This window comes from Aquabacter spiritensis (assembly GCF_004346185.1).
In the GTDB taxonomy this organism is placed as follows: Bacteria; Pseudomonadota; Alphaproteobacteria; order Rhizobiales; family Xanthobacteraceae; genus Aquabacter; species Aquabacter spiritensis.
In genome coordinates this window covers 1-13077 of the sequence record NZ_SMAI01000020.1, presented here as the reverse complement: position 1 = coordinate 13077, position 13077 = coordinate 1, and the positions used below count along the sequence as shown (strand labels likewise).

Below are 13077 nucleotides of genomic sequence, written 5' to 3'. Positions count from 1 at the left end.
TTCGGCCGGCGGACCGGTACGCTCAGACGCGCCGGCGCTTGCGCGGGCGGCAGCCATTGTGCGGGATCGGCGTGACGTCACGGATCGAGGTCACGAGAAAGCCCGAGGCCTGGAGCGCGCGCAGGGCAGATTCGCGGCCCGAGCCGGGGCCCGACACTTCCACTTCCAATGTCCGCATGCCGTGTTCCGAGGCCTTGCGGGCGGCGTCTTCCGCCGCAACCTGTGCCGCATACGGCGTCGACTTGCGCGAGCCCTTGAACCCCATGGCCCCAGCGGACGACCAGGAAATGGTATTTCCCTGCGCGTCGGTGATGGTGATCATGGTGTTGTTGAACGAAGCGCTCACGTGCGCGACGCCGGAGGCGATGTTCTTGCGTTCGCGACGCTTAACGCGGGTAGCTTCCTTAGCCATCTTCGGTCTGATCCTTCAGGCGCGCCCGTAACACCAGGCGCTCGGGACGATGCTCGCAGCGGAGCGGAAAACGGAAGGCCGATACACCGGCCTTCCGGTAAAAGCGGACGTGCCGGCGATCACTTCTTCTTGCCGGCGATCGCCTTGGCCGGACCCTTGCGGGTGCGGGCATTGGTATGGGTCCGCTGGCCGCGCACCGGCAGGCCGCGCCGATGGCGCAGGCCGCGATAGCAGCCAAGATCCATCAGCCGCTTGATGTTCATCGACACTTCGCGGCGCAGGTCGCCTTCGACGATATAGTCGCGGTCGATCGTTTCACGGATCTGCAGCACTTCCTGATCGGTGAGCTGGTTGACCCGGCGCTCGGCGGGGATCGAGACCTTCTCGACAATCTCCTGGGCCTTCTTCGGCCCGATGCCGTGGATATACTGGAGCGCGATGACGACGCGCTTGTTGGTCGGAATATTGACGCCTGCGATACGAGCCACGTGTCTCTCCATGTGAGCCGCGAGCCTTGGCCGGCGGCAGAGCCCCGCGTCCGGTGGAGGCCGGCCCTTGCGGGGAAGAAATCCCTTGCGGGATGTACAAATCCGCACGCCCCACTCCTCCGGTCAGAGGAGCGAGCCATGCGGATTGCGAAATGAGAGGGCGCTCTTACCCGCTTCTTGCGGCAAGGTCAACCCACTCCCGGATCAGACCGTCTCGAGCACCTCGGAAATCGCCGCGGTGACATCGTCGATCGGCATCATCCCGTCGATCTGCTGCAACTGCCCGCGCGCCTTGTAATAGGGCGCGACCACCGCCGTATCGCGGTTGTACGCGTCGAGCCGGTGCTTGAAGACCTCCGGATCGTCGTCCTTCCGGACCGGCTCACCGCGCGCGCGGGTCTCTTCCGCGCGCTTCATGATTCGGTCCACAAGCGCCGTCTGATCGACGACCAGTTCAATGACCGCGTCGAGCTTCAGGCCCTTCTCGGCGAGCATGGCGTCGAGCGCCTCGGCCTGGGCGACCGTCCGCGGAAAGCCGTCGAGGATGAAGCCCTTGCGGGCGTCGTCATGATCGAGCCGCTCGGCGATAATGCCGATGACGATGTCGTCGGACACGAGATCGCCCGCCTCCATCACCGCCTTGGCCTTCTGGCCGATCGGCGTTCCCGCCGCCACTGCGGCGCGCAGCATGTCGCCGGTCGACAATTGCACGATCCCGTGCCGGGCGACGAGGCGATGCGCCTGAGTCCCCTTCCCCGCCCCTGGGGGCCCAAGCAGAATCAGCCTCATTTCCGTCTCCCCCCACGCAGCTTGGACTTCTTCACCAGTCCTTCGTACTGGTGCGCCAAGAGGTGCCCCTGAACTTGAGCCACGGTGTCCATCGTCACGCTGACCACGATCAGCAGCGACGTCCCCCCGAAATAGAAGGGCACAGCGGCGTAGGATATCAGCAGTTCCGGAAAGAGACAGACCGCAGCGATATAAGCGGCGCCCACGACCGTGATCCGGGTGAGAACATAGTCGATATATTCCGCCGTCCGCTCACCCGGGCGGATGCCAGGAATGAAGCCGCCATGCTTCTTCAGGTTGTCCGCCGTCTCCACCGGATTGAACACGATCGCGGTGTAGAAGAAACAGAAGAACACGATCATCGCCACATACATGAACATGTAGAGCGGCTGGCCATGCGCGAGCAGGCGGGTGACCGTATTGAACCATTCCGGCCCCGTGCCCTGCGTGAAGCTCGCGATGGTGGCGGGAATCAGCAGCAAAGACGACGCGAAGATCGGCGGAATGACGCCCGACGTGTTCAGCTTGAGCGGCAGATGGGAGGATTGCCCCTCATAGAGCTTATTGCCCACCTGGCGCTTGGGGTACTGGATCAGAAGCCGGCGCTGCGCCCGCTCCATGAACACGATGAACGCGATGATCAGCACCGCCATGACCAGAACCGCGAGGATGAGCGGGGTCGAGATCGCGCCCTGCCGGCCGAGTTCGAGCGTGCGGGCGAAGGCGCCGGGAAGCTCGGCAACGATGCCGGCGAAAATGATCAACGAAGTGCCGTTGCCGATGCCGCGCGACGTGATCTGCTCGCCGAGCCACATCAGGAACATCGTGCCGCCGGTCAGCGTGATCACCGTCGAAATGCGGAAGAACCAGCCCGGATCGGACACCACGGTGCCCGACGCCTCGAGGCCGACGGCGATGCCATAGGCCTGGAACACGGCGAGCAGGACGGTGAGATAGCGCGTGTACTGGTTGAGCTGCTTGCGGCCGCTCTCACCCTCTTTCTTCAGCGTCTCCAGCGTCGGCGAAACCGTGGTGAGCAGCTGAATGATGATGGAGGCGGAGATGTACGGCATGATGTTCAGGGCGAAGATCGCCATGCGCTGCACGGCGCCGCCCGAGAACATATTGAAAAGGCCGATAATCCCCTGCTGCGCATTGCGGAAGACATCCTGCAGCGCGTCGGGATTGATGCCCGGCAGCGGGATATAGGTCCCGAGCCGATAGATGAGGAGCGCCCCGAGGGTGAACCAGATGCGCTTCTTCAGTTCCTCGGCCTTGCCGAGAGCGCCGAAATTGAGGTTCGCCGCAAGTTGTTCCGCCGCCGAGACCATGCCTTGCTCCGCTTGAGCCGTTCTGAAAAGACGAGCGGCCTATATATGTGGGGCGCGGGCGCGCGGCGTGAGGGGCGAGCGCCGCATTCCTGAACTTCCGTCATACCCGCCGACGGCGCCGGCCGCCATGGACCGGATGACGCGCCCGCATGCCGGACCCGTCCGAACCTGCCCGAACCGACCGACCGATAGGCAAAAAAGGCCGCCGCTGCGGTTTGCAGCAGCGGCCCGAAGCTTTAGGGCGGCGCGAACCGCCCCGTGCTGCGTCGACCTACTGCGCCGCAGCCTCTTCGGCCACGGGCGCGAGCATGGTCACCGAGCCGCCGGCCTGTTCGACCGCAGCCACGGCGGACTTCGTGGCATAGGTGACTTCGAGCGTGACCTTGGAGGTCAGTTCGCCCGACCCGAGCACCCGCACGCCATCCTTGGCCCGCCGCAGGACACCCGCCGCGACCAAGGCCGCCTCGGTGACCGGCGCGCCGGCGTCGAGCTTGCCCGCCTGAATGGCGGTCTCGATCCGGCCCAGCGTGACCTCGTTGAAGTCCCGGCGGAAGATGTTGTGGAAGCCCCGCTTCGGCAGACGCCGATGCAGCGGCATCTGCCCGCCTTCGAAGCCCTTGACCGCGACGCCCGTGCGGGCCTTCTGACCCTTCACGCCACGACCGGCGGTCTTGCCCTTGCCGGAGCCGATGCCCCGTCCGACGCGCATCCGCTTCTTGCGCGCGCCGACATTGTCTCTGATTTCGTCGAGCTTCATCTCGCCTCTCCTCAGTCCACGACGCGGACGAGATGCGCGACCTTGGCGATCATCCCGCGTACCGCCGGGGTGTCCTTCAGGGTCGAGCGGCGATGCCGCTTGTTCAGCCCGAGGCCCACGAGGGTTGCTTCCTGGTCAGCCGGGCGGCGGATCGGCGAACCGATCTGCTCCACGGTAACGGTTTTTCCTTCGGTCGCGTTCGCCATGGCGCGCTCCTATTCCGGCGGTCCGGCTCAGTCCGTCGCTTCCGCGTCTTCGACGCGGCGGCGGGACTGGAGCTGCGACACCTTGATGCCCCGGCGCGACGCGACGGAACGCGGGCTGTCCTGGTTCTTCAGGGCGTCGAACGTCGCGCGCACCATGTTGTACGGGTTGGAGGACCCGAACGACTTGGCCACGACGTCGTGGATACCCAGCGTCTCGAACACGGCGCGCATGGGACCGCCGGCGATGATGCCGGTACCGGCCGGAGCGGCGCGCAGGATCACCTTGCCCGCTCCGTGGTGCCCATGGACGTCGTGATGCAGGGTGCGGCCTTCGCGCAACGGCACGCGGATCAGCGCGCGCTTGGCGCTTTCCGTGGCCTTGCGGATGGCTTCGGGCACTTCACGCGCCTTGCCATGGCCGAACCCGACGCGACCCTTCTGGTCGCCGACGATGACGAGGGCGGCGAAGCCGAAGCGCCGGCCGCCCTTCACAACCTTCGCGACACGATTGATATGGACCAGCTTGTCCACAAACGTGTTGTCGCGATCCTCGCGATCTCCGCGGTGTTCCCGTTCACGGGCCATGTCGCTCGTCCTTCGCGTCAGAACTGAAGGCCGCCTTCGCGGGCGCCCTCAGCGAGCGCCTTGACGCGCCCATGATAGATGTAAGCGCCACGGTCGAAGACGACCGCGGTCACGCCCTTCGCCGCCGCCCGTTCCGCCACCAGCTTGCCGATGGCCTTGGCGGCCTCGACATCGGCGCCGGTCTTGAGCGACCCGCGCAGTTCCTTCTCGAGGCTCGAGGCGGCCGCTACGGTCTCGCCCTTCGCATCGTCGATGATCTGCGCATAGATATGCATCGAGGTGCGGTGGACCGACAGGCGCGGACGCCCGTTGGCCGCGACGCGAATCGCGCGACGCACCTTGGCCTTGCGGCGCTCCAGCGCCTCCAAATCCTTAGCCATGGTTCGCCTCCGTCACTTCTTCTTGCCTTCCTTGCGGAAGATGAATTCGCCTGCGTATTTGACGCCCTTGCCCTTATAGGGTTCGGGGCCGCGGAACTCGCGGATCTCAGCCGCGACCTGGCCGACCTGCTGCTTGTCCACGCCCGACACGACGACTTCCGTCGCCTTCGGGGTCACGATCTGGATCCCTTCCGGGATCGGATAGATGACGTCGTGGCTATAGCCGAGCGAGAGGTTGAGATTCTTGCCCTGCACCGCCGCCTTGTAGCCGACGCCAGTGATTTCGAGCTTCTTCTCGAACCCCTTGGTGACGCCTTCCACGAGGTTGGCGACCAACGTGCGCGACATTCCCCACATGGCCTTGTGCCGGGTGGTGTCGCCGCGCATCGCGACCTTGAGTTCCGAGCCGGCGAGTTCGGCGCCGATCTCTTCAACGAGCGTTACTTGCAGCGCCCCTTTGGGGCCCTTCACTTTGACCGTCTGCCCTTCCACATTGGCGGTGACGCCGGCGGGAATGGCGACGGGATGCTTGCCGATCTTCGACATGTCTTTCTCCGTCGCTGGTCAGAACACGGTGCAGAGAACTTCGCCGCCGACATTCTTCTCGCGCGCCTCGTGGTCGGCCATCACGCCCTGGGGCGTGGAGACGACCGCGATGCCGAGACCGTTGGCGACGCGGGGAAGGGTCTTCACCGAAGCATAGACCCGGCGGCCCGGCTTGGAGACGCGCGAGATTTCGCGGATCACCGGCTGGCCGTCGAAATATTTCAGCTCGATCTCGAACTCGGTCCGGCCATTGCCGTGGTCGGTCGAGGTATAGCCGCGGATGTAGCCCTCGCTGCGCAGAACGTCGAGCAGGCTGGCACGCAACCGCGAGCCGGGGGACTGCGTCTTGTCCTTGCGCCGCATCTGGGCGTTGCGGATACGGGTGATCAGATCGCCGATGGGATCATTGATGGACATCGCGACCTCCTCACCAGCTCGACTTCACGAGACCCGGGACAAGTCCTTGGGACCCGAGCTCGCGCAGCGCGATACGGCTCATCTTCAACTTGCGGTAAAACGCACGCGGACGCCCGGTCACTTCACACCGGTTCCGCACGCGGATGCGCGCCGAGTTGCGCGGCATTTCTGCCAGCTTGAGGGTCGCCGCGAAGCGCTCCTCGATCGGCAGCGTCTTGTCGTTCACGATCTTCTTGAGGCCCGCGCGCTTTGCGCCCATCTGCTGGGACAGCTTGCGGCGACGCTCGTTGGTCTCGATCGCGCTCTTCTTCGCCATGTCCTGCTCCTGTTCTCCGCGTCTGAGGGTTTCCCTCACAGCCGGAAAAGCATTCTCCAATTCGCTCTGCAGCGGCGGAAACCGCTGCTTCTACACCGTCACTGCCGGAACGGGAAGTTGAAGGCCTTCAGCAGCGCCCTCGCCTCGTCGTCCGTCTTCGCGGTGGTGCACACGATCACGTCCATGCCCCAGACCTGCTCGACCTGGTCATAGTTGATCTCGGGGAACACGATGTGCTCCTTGATGCCCATGGCGAAATTGCCGCGGCCATCGAAGCTCTTCGGGTTCAGGCCGCGAAAATCCCGGACGCGCGGAAGCGCGACCGTGATCAGGCGGTCGAGAAACTCGAACATGCGCGCCTTGCGAAGCGTCACCTTCGCGCCGACCGGCTGGTTCTCGCGCAGCTTGAAGTTCGAGATCGCCTTGCGGGCCCGGGTCAGCACCGGCTTCTGGCCGGCGATGCGCGCGAGATCGGCGGCAGCGGTCGTCGCCTTCTTGGTATCGGCGGTCGCCTCGCCGACGCCCATATTGATGATGATCTTTTCGATCACGGGAACCTGCATCGGGTTCGCGTAGCCGAACTGCTCGATCATCTTCTGCCGCACCACTTCGTCATAGTGGGCGCGCAGCCGGGGTGTGTAATTCGCCTCAGCCATCGATCCTCTCCCCGGAACGCTTGGCCACGCGGACCTTGGTCCCGTCCTCCAGCACCTCGAAACCGACACGCGTCGGCTTGCCGTCCTTGGGATCGGCAACCGCGAGGTTCGACAGATGGATCGGGGCCTCCTTGGAGATGATCCCGCCCTCCTGGCTCGCGGACTGGCGCTGATGGCGCTTCACGATATTGACGCCGCGGACGAGCGCACGCTCCTCCTTCGGCATGACCTGGATCACCTCACCGGTGCGACCCTTGTCGCGGCCGATGAGCACGACGACCTTGTCGCCCTTCTTGATCTTTGCGGCCATCACAGCACCTCCGGCGCCAGCGAGATGATCTTCATGTGGTTCTTGGCGCGAAGTTCGCGCGGAACCGGGCCGAAGATACGCGTGCCCACCGGCTCCTTCTGGTTGTTGATCAGCACGGCCGCATTGCGGTCGAAGCGGATCACCGAACCGTCGACGCGGCGGATGTCCTTGGCCGTGCGAACCACGACCGCCTTCATCACGTCGCCCTTTTTCACGCGACCGCGCGGAATCGCCTCTTTGACCGACACCACGATGATGTCACCCACATGGGCATATTTCCGCTTCGATCCGCCCAACACCTTGATGCACATGACGCGACGCGCACCGGAATTGTCCGCCACGTCGAGATTGGTCTGCATCTGGATCATGACGCACCTGCTCTCGTCATCCAGCGCCGCCGGCACGCCGGCATTGCCCGTTCAAACAATCCATGGCCCGCTCATCGGACCATGGTCCCAGCTGCGGCGCGGTCTCCACTCGTCCCCCGAAAGGAGCGACGGACCCAGCGCCGGAGCAATTCCACTCAGACCACGACCCGCTTCTCGCCCTGGACCACGATCCAGTTCTTCAGCTTCGACAGCGGCCGATGCTCCTCGATCCAAACCGTATCCCCCGTGTGCCAGGCATTGCCTTCGTCATGGGCGTGATACTTCTTGGACCGACGCACGGTCTTCTTCAGCAGCGGATGGGTGAAGCGCCGCTCGACCCGCACCACCACCGTCTTGTCCTGCTTGTCGCTCACCACGACGCCTTGGAGCACTCGCTTCGGCATCGCACCCTCACTTCGTCTTCGCGGCGACGCCGCGCTTGGAGTTCTGCGTCGTCTTGACCCGCGCAATGTCGCGACGGACCTGCTTCGACCGGGCGGTGTTTTCCAGTTGGCCGGTGGCCTTCTGGAACCGCAGGTTGAACTGCTCTTTTTTCAGCTTCAACAGCTCATCGGCGAGCTGATCGGGGCTGAGGGCCCGAACGTCCTCGGCTTTCATGAGCCTCTCCTCACTCGGCGATGCGCTGGATGAAGCGCGTCTTGATCGGCAGCTTGGCCGCCGCGAGGGTCAGGGCCTCGCGGGCGGTGTCGACGCTTACCCCGTCGATCTCGAACATGATGCGGCCGGGCTTGATCTTGGCCGCCCAATATTCCGGCGCCCCCTTGCCCTTGCCCATGCGCACTTCCGTGGGCTTGGCAGAGACCGGGACGTCGGGGAAGATGCGGATCCACACCCGTCCGGCACGCTTCATGTGCCGAGTGAGCGCGCGACGCGCAGCTTCGATCTGGCGAGCCGTGACCCGCTCGGGTTCGAGCGCCTTGAGGCCGAACTCACCGAAATTCAGTTCCGTGCCGCCCTTCGCGACGCCATGAATGCGTCCCTTGAACTGCTTGCGAAACTTCGTGCGCTTTGGTTGCAGCATGACCTATCTGCCTTCTTCCTGCGCCCGTCACGCCGCATCGTGAGCATGACCGCGATCGCGGTCACGGTCACGATGGTCGCGATCGCCGCGTTCGCGGCGGGGCGGACGGCCGCTCGGTCCGTCGTTCTGCTCCAGGCGCTTATCCTGGGCCATGGGATCATGCTCCAGGATCTCGCCCTTGAAGATCCACACCTTCACGCCGCACGTCCCGTAGGTCGTGAACGCCGTGGCGGTGCCGTAATCCACGTCGGCGCGCAGCGTATGCAGCGGCACCCGACCTTCGCGATACCATTCCAGGCGCGCGATCTCCGCTCCACCGAGACGGCCGGAACAATTGATCCGGATCCCTTCGGCGCCGAGGCGCATGGCCGACTGCACCGCGCGCTTCATGGCACGCCGGAACGCCACGCGGCGCTCGAGCTGCTGAGCGATCGATTCAGCGACAAGGCGCGCGTCGATTTCCGGCTTGCGGATCTCGACGATGTTGATGAAGACCTCCGACTTGGTCATCTCGGCGACCTTGCGGCGCAGCTTGTCGATGTCCGCGCCCTTCTTGCCGATCACCACGCCCGGACGGGCGGAGTGGATCGTCACGCGGCACTTCTTGTGCGGACGCTCGATCACCACCTTGGACACCGCAGCCTGCTTCAACTGCTTCAGCAGCCGGTCACGGATCTTGATGTCCTCGTGGAGCAGCTTGCCGTATTCGCCCTTATTGGCGAACCAGCGGCTGTCCCACGTGCGGTTGATACCGAGCCGAAGCCCGATCGGATTGACCTTTTGACCCATCAGGCCCGCTCCTCGACTTCCCGCACCACGATCGTGATGTGGGCGAAGGGCTTCTCGATCCGCGAGGCGCGACCGCGCGCCCGCGGCGAGAACCGCTTCATCACCAATCCCTTGCCCACGTGCGCTTCGGCGACGACCAGGTCGTCGACATCGAGCTCGTGGTTGTTTTCGGCGTTGGCGATCGCGCTCTCGAGGCACTTCTTCACGTCGCGGGCAATCCGCTTGCGTGAGAATTCGAGATCGGCGAGCGCCGTTGCCACTTTCTTGCCGCGGATCAGACCCGCGACCAGATTGAGCTTCTGGGGCGAAATGCGCAGATTGCGCGCAACCGCTTTGGCTTCGTTTTCCGCGAGCGCGCGGGGCTTTGCCTGCTTACTCATGGCCGATCACCGACGCTTCGACTTCTTGTCGGCCGCGTGCCCGTAATAGGTGCGCGTCGGCGCGAACTCGCCGAACTTGTGGCCGACCATGTCTTCCGAGACGTGAACGGGCACGTGCTTCTGCCCGTTATAGACGCCGAAATTGAGGCCCACGAACTGGGGCAGGATCGTGGAGCGGCGGCTCCAGATCTTGATCGTCTCACTGCGGCCCGAAGCCCGCGACGCGTCTGCCTTCTTGAGCAGATAGCCGTCGACGAACGGGCCTTTCCAAATCGCTCTTGCCATCTTTTAAGGCCCTCACTTCTTCCGCTTGTGGCGGCTGGTCACGATGAACTGATCGGTCGACTTGTTGTTGCGCGTCTTCTTGCCCTTCGTGGGGAAGCCCCACGGCGTGACCGGATGACGCCCGCCCGAGGTGCGGCCTTCGCCGCCGCCGTGCGGATGGTCGACCGGGTTCATGGTCACACCGCGATTGTGCGGCTTGCGACCGAGCCACCGGCTGCGTCCCGCTTTGCCCAGCGAGATGTTCATGTGGTCCGGGTTGGACACCGCACCGACCGTTGCAAAACAGGCGCCGTGAACCAGACGCTGCTCGCCCGAATTGAGGCGCAGGATGACATAACCCTGGTCGCGGCCGACGATCTGCGCATAAGCGCCGGCAGACCGGGCGATCTGTCCGCCTTTGCCGATCTTCAGCTCGACATTGTGGACGATCGTGCCAACCGGCAGGCTCGACATCGGCCCGGCATTGCCCGGCTTCACGTCGACCTGATCGGCCGCGATCACGCTGTCGCCGACCGCCAGACGCTGCGGCGCCAGGATATAAGCGAGCTCGCCATCCTGATACTTGATCAGGGCGATGAAGGCCGACCGGTTCGGATCATACTCGATCCGCTCGACGGTCGCCGACATGCCACGCTTCGCGCGCTTGAAGTCGACCAGACGATAGGTCTGCTTATGACCGCCGCCGCGGAAGCGGACGGTGATCCGCCCGTTATTGTTGCGCCCGCCCGAAGAGCTCTTGCCCTCGGTGAGCGTCTTGACCGGCTTGCCCTTGTAGAGGCCCGAGCGGTCGACGATCACGAGCTGGCGGAGGCTCGGCGTGACCGGCTTGAAGTGCTTCAGCGCCATGGTCTTTGCTCCCGTCCCTCAGCTCACAGGCCGGTCGTGACGTCGATGGTCTGGCCCTCTTCGAGGGTCACGACCGCCTTCTTCACATCCGACTGGACGCCCTTGCGCCCCTTGAACACCTTGACCTTGCCCTTGCGGATCAAGGTGTTGACGCTCTTCACCTTGACATCGAACAGCCGCTCGACCGCCTCTTTGATCTGCGGCTTGGTCGCCGTCTTGGCAACGCGAAAGACGACCTTGTTGTATTCGCTCGCCGCCGTCGCCTTCTCGGTGATGACGGGAGACAGGATCACGTCGTAATGACGCGCCTCGATATTCGGCTGCGGGCTCATTTGAAGCGCGCCTCCAGCGCGTCCACGGCGGCCCGGGTCAGAACCAGGGTGTCGCGCCGCAGGATGTCGTAAACGTTGATGCCCTGGATCGGCAGAACGTCCACATAGGGCAGGTTCCGCGCGGCCATGGCGACATTGGCCTCGACCTCGGCCCCGTCGACGATCAGCACCGACGCCCAGCCGAGCTTGGCGAACTGGTCCTTCAGGGCCTTGGTCTTGGGATCGTTGAGCGACACCTTGTCCAGCACCACGATCCGCTCGGCCTTCACCTTGGAGGACAAAGCGTGCTTCAGGGCGAGCGCGCGCACCTTCTTCGGCAGTTCGATGGCATGCGAACGCACCACCGGGCCGAAGGCGCGACCGCCGCCACGGAACTGCGGCGCCGAGGCCGCACCATGACGGGCATTGCCGGTGCCCTTCTGCTTGTACATCTTCTTGGAGGTCCGGTTGATCTCCGAACGCCCCTTGGTGCGATGCGTGCCGGCCTGGCGGCGCGACAACTGCCAGGTCACGCAGCGGTGCAGAATGTCCGCGCGCGGCTCGAGACCGAAAATGGCGTCCGAGAGCGTGACCGAACCGGCCTCGTCTCCGTCGAGCGTCTTGACGGCGATTTCCATCACGCGCCCTCCTCATTGGTGGCTTCGGCCGCAGGCGCCGCTTCCGCGCCGTTGCCGTCGCGCAGCTTGAACGCGCCCGGCTTCGGGGCCTCGGTCGGCAGGCGCTTCTTCACCGCGTCGCGCACCGTGATCCAGCCGCCGGCATGTCCGGGAACTGCACCCTCGACGGCGATCAGGCCGCGCTCGACGTCGGTCATCACCACCTTGAGATTCTGGGTGGTGACGGTGACGTCGCCCATGTGCCCCGGCATCTTCTTGTTCTTGAAGGTCTTGCCGGGATCCTGACGTCCGCCGGTCGAACCGATCGAACGGTGCGAGATCGACACGCCGTGAGACGCTCGCAGACCACCGAAATTGTGCCGCTTCATACCGCCGGCAAACCCCTTGCCGATGGTCGTCCCAGTCACGTCGACATATTGACCGACGACGAAATGATCCGCCGTGATCTCGGCCCCGACCGGGATCAGATCCGCCTCTTCGACGCGGAACTCGGCAAGCTTGCGCTTGGGCTCCACCTCGGCAATGGCGAAGTGTCCGCGCTCGGCGCGGGTCACATTCTTGGGCTTACGCCGGCCAGCACCGAGCTGGACCGCAACATAGCCGTTCTTGTCGAGCGTGCGGTGGGCAACCACCTGGCAGCTCTCAACCTTCAGCACAGTGACCGGAACATGCTCACCAGCATCCGTGAAGATGCGTGTCATGCCGACCTTCTGGGCGATGACGCCTGACCGCATGGTCGTGTCTCCTCGCCTCACGTTCAGAGCTTGATTTCGACGTCGACGCCGGCGGCGAGGTCGAGCTTCATCAGCGCGTCCACCGTCTGGGGCGTCGGATCAACGATATCGAGCAATCTCTTGTGAGTACGCATCTCGAACTGCTCGCGCGACTTCTTGTCAATGTGCGGGGAGCGATTGACGGTGAACTTTTCGATCCGCGTCGGCAGCGGAATCGGGCCTCGGACCTGCGCGCCGGTGCGCTTGGCCGTGGCGACGATCTCGCGCGTCGACGCGTCAAGGATACGGTGATCGAACGCCTTGAGGCGGATCCGAATGTTCTGGCCGTTCATGGCTCTGAGGCTCCAACAAAAAGAGGCGCGCGGGCGGCCCACGCGCCCCGTTTCATGTCTTCATTCACTCGATGATGGACGCGACGACGCCGGCGCCGACGGTGCGGCCGCCCTCGCGGATGGCGAAGCGCAGCTTCTCCTCCATGGCGATCGGCACGA

26 protein-coding genes are annotated in these 13077 nt (G+C 64.5%); all 26 read right to left on the bottom strand.

Features of this window, described 5'->3' with window-relative positions; all coding sequences use genetic code 11:
• Positions 1-22: 22 nt before the first annotated feature.
• Positions 23-412 carry a 30S ribosomal protein S11 gene (gene rpsK, locus EDC64_RS21945; RefSeq protein ID WP_132035677.1) on the bottom strand — a complete coding sequence of 130 codons (390 nt, stop codon included), beginning with the start codon at positions 410-412 and terminating at the stop codon, positions 23-25.
• A 119-nt stretch (positions 413-531) separates the two neighbouring features.
• Positions 532-900 carry a 30S ribosomal protein S13 gene (gene rpsM, locus EDC64_RS21940; protein WP_132035674.1) on the bottom strand — a complete coding sequence of 123 codons (369 nt, stop codon included), beginning with the start codon at positions 898-900 and terminating at the stop codon, positions 532-534.
• A gap of 204 nt (positions 901-1104) precedes the next feature.
• Complete coding sequence (locus EDC64_RS21935) at positions 1105-1689, bottom strand: adenylate kinase (RefSeq protein WP_132035671.1); 585 nt, start codon at positions 1687-1689, stop codon at positions 1105-1107.
• On the bottom strand, positions 1686-3020 hold the full coding sequence (gene secY, locus EDC64_RS21930; RefSeq protein WP_132035668.1) for a preprotein translocase subunit SecY: 1335 nt from the start codon (positions 3018-3020) through the stop codon (positions 1686-1688). The genes EDC64_RS21935 and secY overlap by 4 nt, the downstream gene beginning before the upstream one ends.
• A gap of 271 nt (positions 3021-3291) precedes the next feature.
• Positions 3292-3777, bottom strand: coding sequence for a 50S ribosomal protein L15 (gene rplO, locus EDC64_RS21925; RefSeq protein WP_132035665.1), 486 nt, complete (start codon positions 3775-3777; stop codon positions 3292-3294).
• 11 nt (positions 3778-3788) lie between these two features.
• Positions 3789-3983, bottom strand: coding sequence for a 50S ribosomal protein L30 (rpmD, locus tag EDC64_RS21920; RefSeq protein WP_132035662.1), 195 nt, complete (start codon positions 3981-3983; stop codon positions 3789-3791).
• 27 nt (positions 3984-4010) lie between these two features.
• On the bottom strand, positions 4011-4568 hold the full coding sequence (rpsE, locus tag EDC64_RS21915; RefSeq protein ID WP_132035659.1) for a 30S ribosomal protein S5: 558 nt from the start codon (positions 4566-4568) through the stop codon (positions 4011-4013).
• 17 nt (positions 4569-4585) lie between these two features.
• Positions 4586-4948 (bottom strand): 50S ribosomal protein L18, encoded by a 363-nt coding sequence (rplR, locus tag EDC64_RS21910; protein WP_132035656.1) that lies wholly within the window; start codon positions 4946-4948, stop codon positions 4586-4588.
• A 12-nt stretch (positions 4949-4960) separates the two neighbouring features.
• Positions 4961-5494 carry a 50S ribosomal protein L6 gene (gene rplF / locus EDC64_RS21905; protein ID WP_132035653.1) on the bottom strand — a complete coding sequence of 178 codons (534 nt, stop codon included), beginning with the start codon at positions 5492-5494 and terminating at the stop codon, positions 4961-4963.
• Between the two features lie 18 nt (positions 5495-5512).
• The gene (rpsH, locus tag EDC64_RS21900; RefSeq protein ID WP_132035650.1) at positions 5513-5911 is read right to left on the bottom strand and encodes a 30S ribosomal protein S8; all 399 of its coding nucleotides are present in this window, start codon (positions 5909-5911) and stop codon (positions 5513-5515) included.
• A 10-nt stretch (positions 5912-5921) separates the two neighbouring features.
• The gene (rpsN, locus tag EDC64_RS21895; RefSeq protein ID WP_132035647.1) at positions 5922-6227 is read right to left on the bottom strand and encodes a 30S ribosomal protein S14; all 306 of its coding nucleotides are present in this window, start codon (positions 6225-6227) and stop codon (positions 5922-5924) included.
• Positions 6228-6325: 98 nt separating this feature from the next.
• Positions 6326-6883 (bottom strand): 50S ribosomal protein L5, encoded by a 558-nt coding sequence (gene rplE / locus EDC64_RS21890; RefSeq protein ID WP_132035644.1) that lies wholly within the window; start codon positions 6881-6883, stop codon positions 6326-6328.
• Positions 6876-7193, bottom strand: coding sequence for a 50S ribosomal protein L24 (gene rplX, locus EDC64_RS21885; RefSeq protein ID WP_132035641.1), 318 nt, complete (start codon positions 7191-7193; stop codon positions 6876-6878). The genes rplE and rplX overlap by 8 nt, the downstream gene beginning before the upstream one ends.
• Positions 7193-7561 carry a 50S ribosomal protein L14 gene (gene rplN / locus EDC64_RS21880; protein ID WP_029006297.1) on the bottom strand — a complete coding sequence of 123 codons (369 nt, stop codon included), beginning with the start codon at positions 7559-7561 and terminating at the stop codon, positions 7193-7195. Before rplN ends, rplX begins: the two co-directional genes overlap by 1 nt.
• Before the next feature lie 155 nt (positions 7562-7716).
• Positions 7717-7965 (bottom strand): 30S ribosomal protein S17, encoded by a 249-nt coding sequence (gene rpsQ, locus EDC64_RS21875; protein ID WP_132035638.1) that lies wholly within the window; start codon positions 7963-7965, stop codon positions 7717-7719.
• Between the two features lie 7 nt (positions 7966-7972).
• A complete protein-coding gene (gene rpmC, locus EDC64_RS21870) occupies positions 7973-8179 on the bottom strand; it encodes a 50S ribosomal protein L29 (RefSeq protein WP_132035636.1) in 207 nt (68 codons plus the stop codon).
• 10 nt (positions 8180-8189) lie between these two features.
• Positions 8190-8603, bottom strand: coding sequence for a 50S ribosomal protein L16 (gene rplP, locus EDC64_RS21865; RefSeq protein ID WP_132035633.1), 414 nt, complete (start codon positions 8601-8603; stop codon positions 8190-8192).
• A gap of 27 nt (positions 8604-8630) precedes the next feature.
• A complete protein-coding gene (gene rpsC / locus EDC64_RS21860) occupies positions 8631-9392 on the bottom strand; it encodes a 30S ribosomal protein S3 (protein WP_132035630.1) in 762 nt (253 codons plus the stop codon).
• On the bottom strand, positions 9392-9772 hold the full coding sequence (rplV, locus tag EDC64_RS21855; protein WP_132035627.1) for a 50S ribosomal protein L22: 381 nt from the start codon (positions 9770-9772) through the stop codon (positions 9392-9394). Before rplV ends, rpsC begins: the two co-directional genes overlap by 1 nt.
• 6 nt (positions 9773-9778) lie before the next feature.
• Positions 9779-10057 (bottom strand): 30S ribosomal protein S19, encoded by a 279-nt coding sequence (gene rpsS / locus EDC64_RS21850; RefSeq protein ID WP_132035624.1) that lies wholly within the window; start codon positions 10055-10057, stop codon positions 9779-9781.
• 12 nt (positions 10058-10069) lie between these two features.
• The gene (rplB, locus tag EDC64_RS21845; RefSeq protein ID WP_132035621.1) at positions 10070-10903 is read right to left on the bottom strand and encodes a 50S ribosomal protein L2; all 834 of its coding nucleotides are present in this window, start codon (positions 10901-10903) and stop codon (positions 10070-10072) included.
• A gap of 23 nt (positions 10904-10926) precedes the next feature.
• Complete coding sequence (locus EDC64_RS21840; protein WP_132035618.1) at positions 10927-11235, bottom strand: 50S ribosomal protein L23; 309 nt, start codon at positions 11233-11235, stop codon at positions 10927-10929.
• The gene (gene rplD / locus EDC64_RS21835) at positions 11232-11852 is read right to left on the bottom strand and encodes a 50S ribosomal protein L4 (protein WP_132035614.1); all 621 of its coding nucleotides are present in this window, start codon (positions 11850-11852) and stop codon (positions 11232-11234) included. Before rplD ends, EDC64_RS21840 begins: the two co-directional genes overlap by 4 nt.
• Positions 11852-12586: a 50S ribosomal protein L3 gene (gene rplC / locus EDC64_RS21830; RefSeq protein ID WP_132035612.1), complete on the bottom strand. Its 735-nt coding sequence runs from the start codon at positions 12584-12586 to the stop codon at positions 11852-11854. Before rplC ends, rplD begins: the two co-directional genes overlap by 1 nt.
• A 23-nt stretch (positions 12587-12609) precedes the next feature.
• Entirely contained in the window at positions 12610-12918 is a 309-nt protein-coding gene (rpsJ, locus tag EDC64_RS21825; RefSeq protein WP_012113701.1) for a 30S ribosomal protein S10, read from the bottom strand.
• A gap of 64 nt (positions 12919-12982) precedes the next feature.
• Positions 12983-13077, bottom strand: a 95-nt coding sequence (locus EDC64_RS21820) for an EF-Tu C-terminal domain-related protein (protein WP_131837545.1), incomplete at its 5' end; no start/stop codon positions are given.

Coding starts and splice junctions, on each gene's coding strand:
- rpsC (WP_132035630.1), bottom strand. CDS start 9,392: ATGGGTCAAAAGGTCAATCCGATCGGGCTTCGGCTCGGTATCAACCGC.
- rplX (WP_132035641.1), bottom strand. CDS start 7,193: ATGGCCGCAAAGATCAAGAAGGGCGACAAGGTCGTCGTGCTCATCGGC.
- rplD (WP_132035614.1), bottom strand. CDS start 11,852: ATGGAAATCGCCGTCAAGACGCTCGACGGAGACGAGGCCGGTTCGGTC.
- rplN (WP_029006297.1), bottom strand. CDS start 7,561: ATGATCCAGATGCAGACCAATCTCGACGTGGCGGACAATTCCGGTGCG.
- rplP (WP_132035633.1), bottom strand. CDS start 8,603: ATGCTGCAACCAAAGCGCACGAAGTTTCGCAAGCAGTTCAAGGGACGC.
- rpsH (WP_132035650.1), bottom strand. CDS start 5,911: ATGTCCATCAATGATCCCATCGGCGATCTGATCACCCGTATCCGCAAC.
- rpsK (WP_132035677.1), bottom strand. CDS start 412: ATGGCTAAGGAAGCTACCCGCGTTAAGCGTCGCGAACGCAAGAACATC.
- rpsJ (WP_012113701.1), bottom strand. CDS start 12,918: ATGAACGGCCAGAACATTCGGATCCGCCTCAAGGCGTTCGATCACCGT.
- EDC64_RS21840 (WP_132035618.1), bottom strand. CDS start 11,235: ATGAGCCCGCAGCCGAATATCGAGGCGCGTCATTACGACGTGATCCTG.
- rplR (WP_132035656.1), bottom strand. CDS start 4,948: ATGGCTAAGGATTTGGAGGCGCTGGAGCGCCGCAAGGCCAAGGTGCGT.
- secY (WP_132035668.1), bottom strand. CDS start 3,020: ATGGTCTCGGCGGCGGAACAACTTGCGGCGAACCTCAATTTCGGCGCT.
- EDC64_RS21935 (WP_132035671.1), bottom strand. CDS start 1,689: ATGAGGCTGATTCTGCTTGGGCCCCCAGGGGCGGGGAAGGGGACTCAG.
- rpmC (WP_132035636.1), bottom strand. CDS start 8,179: ATGAAAGCCGAGGACGTTCGGGCCCTCAGCCCCGATCAGCTCGCCGAT.
- rplV (WP_132035627.1), bottom strand. CDS start 9,772: ATGAGTAAGCAGGCAAAGCCCCGCGCGCTCGCGGAAAACGAAGCCAAA.
- rpsQ (WP_132035638.1), bottom strand. CDS start 7,965: ATGCCGAAGCGAGTGCTCCAAGGCGTCGTGGTGAGCGACAAGCAGGAC.
- rpsN (WP_132035647.1), bottom strand. CDS start 6,227: ATGGCGAAGAAGAGCGCGATCGAGACCAACGAGCGTCGCCGCAAGCTG.
- rplF (WP_132035653.1), bottom strand. CDS start 5,494: ATGTCGAAGATCGGCAAGCATCCCGTCGCCATTCCCGCCGGCGTCACC.
- rplO (WP_132035665.1), bottom strand. CDS start 3,777: ATGAAGCTCGACGAAATCAGAGACAATGTCGGCGCGCGCAAGAAGCGG.
- rplC (WP_132035612.1), bottom strand. CDS start 12,586: ATGCGGTCAGGCGTCATCGCCCAGAAGGTCGGCATGACACGCATCTTC.
- rpsS (WP_132035624.1), bottom strand. CDS start 10,057: ATGGCAAGAGCGATTTGGAAAGGCCCGTTCGTCGACGGCTATCTGCTC.
- rplB (WP_132035621.1), bottom strand. CDS start 10,903: ATGGCGCTGAAGCACTTCAAGCCGGTCACGCCGAGCCTCCGCCAGCTC.
- rplE (WP_132035644.1), bottom strand. CDS start 6,883: ATGGCTGAGGCGAATTACACACCCCGGCTGCGCGCCCACTATGACGAA.
- rpmD (WP_132035662.1), bottom strand. CDS start 3,983: ATGGCGAACGCGACCGAAGGAAAAACCGTTACCGTGGAGCAGATCGGT.
- rpsE (WP_132035659.1), bottom strand. CDS start 4,568: ATGGCCCGTGAACGGGAACACCGCGGAGATCGCGAGGATCGCGACAAC.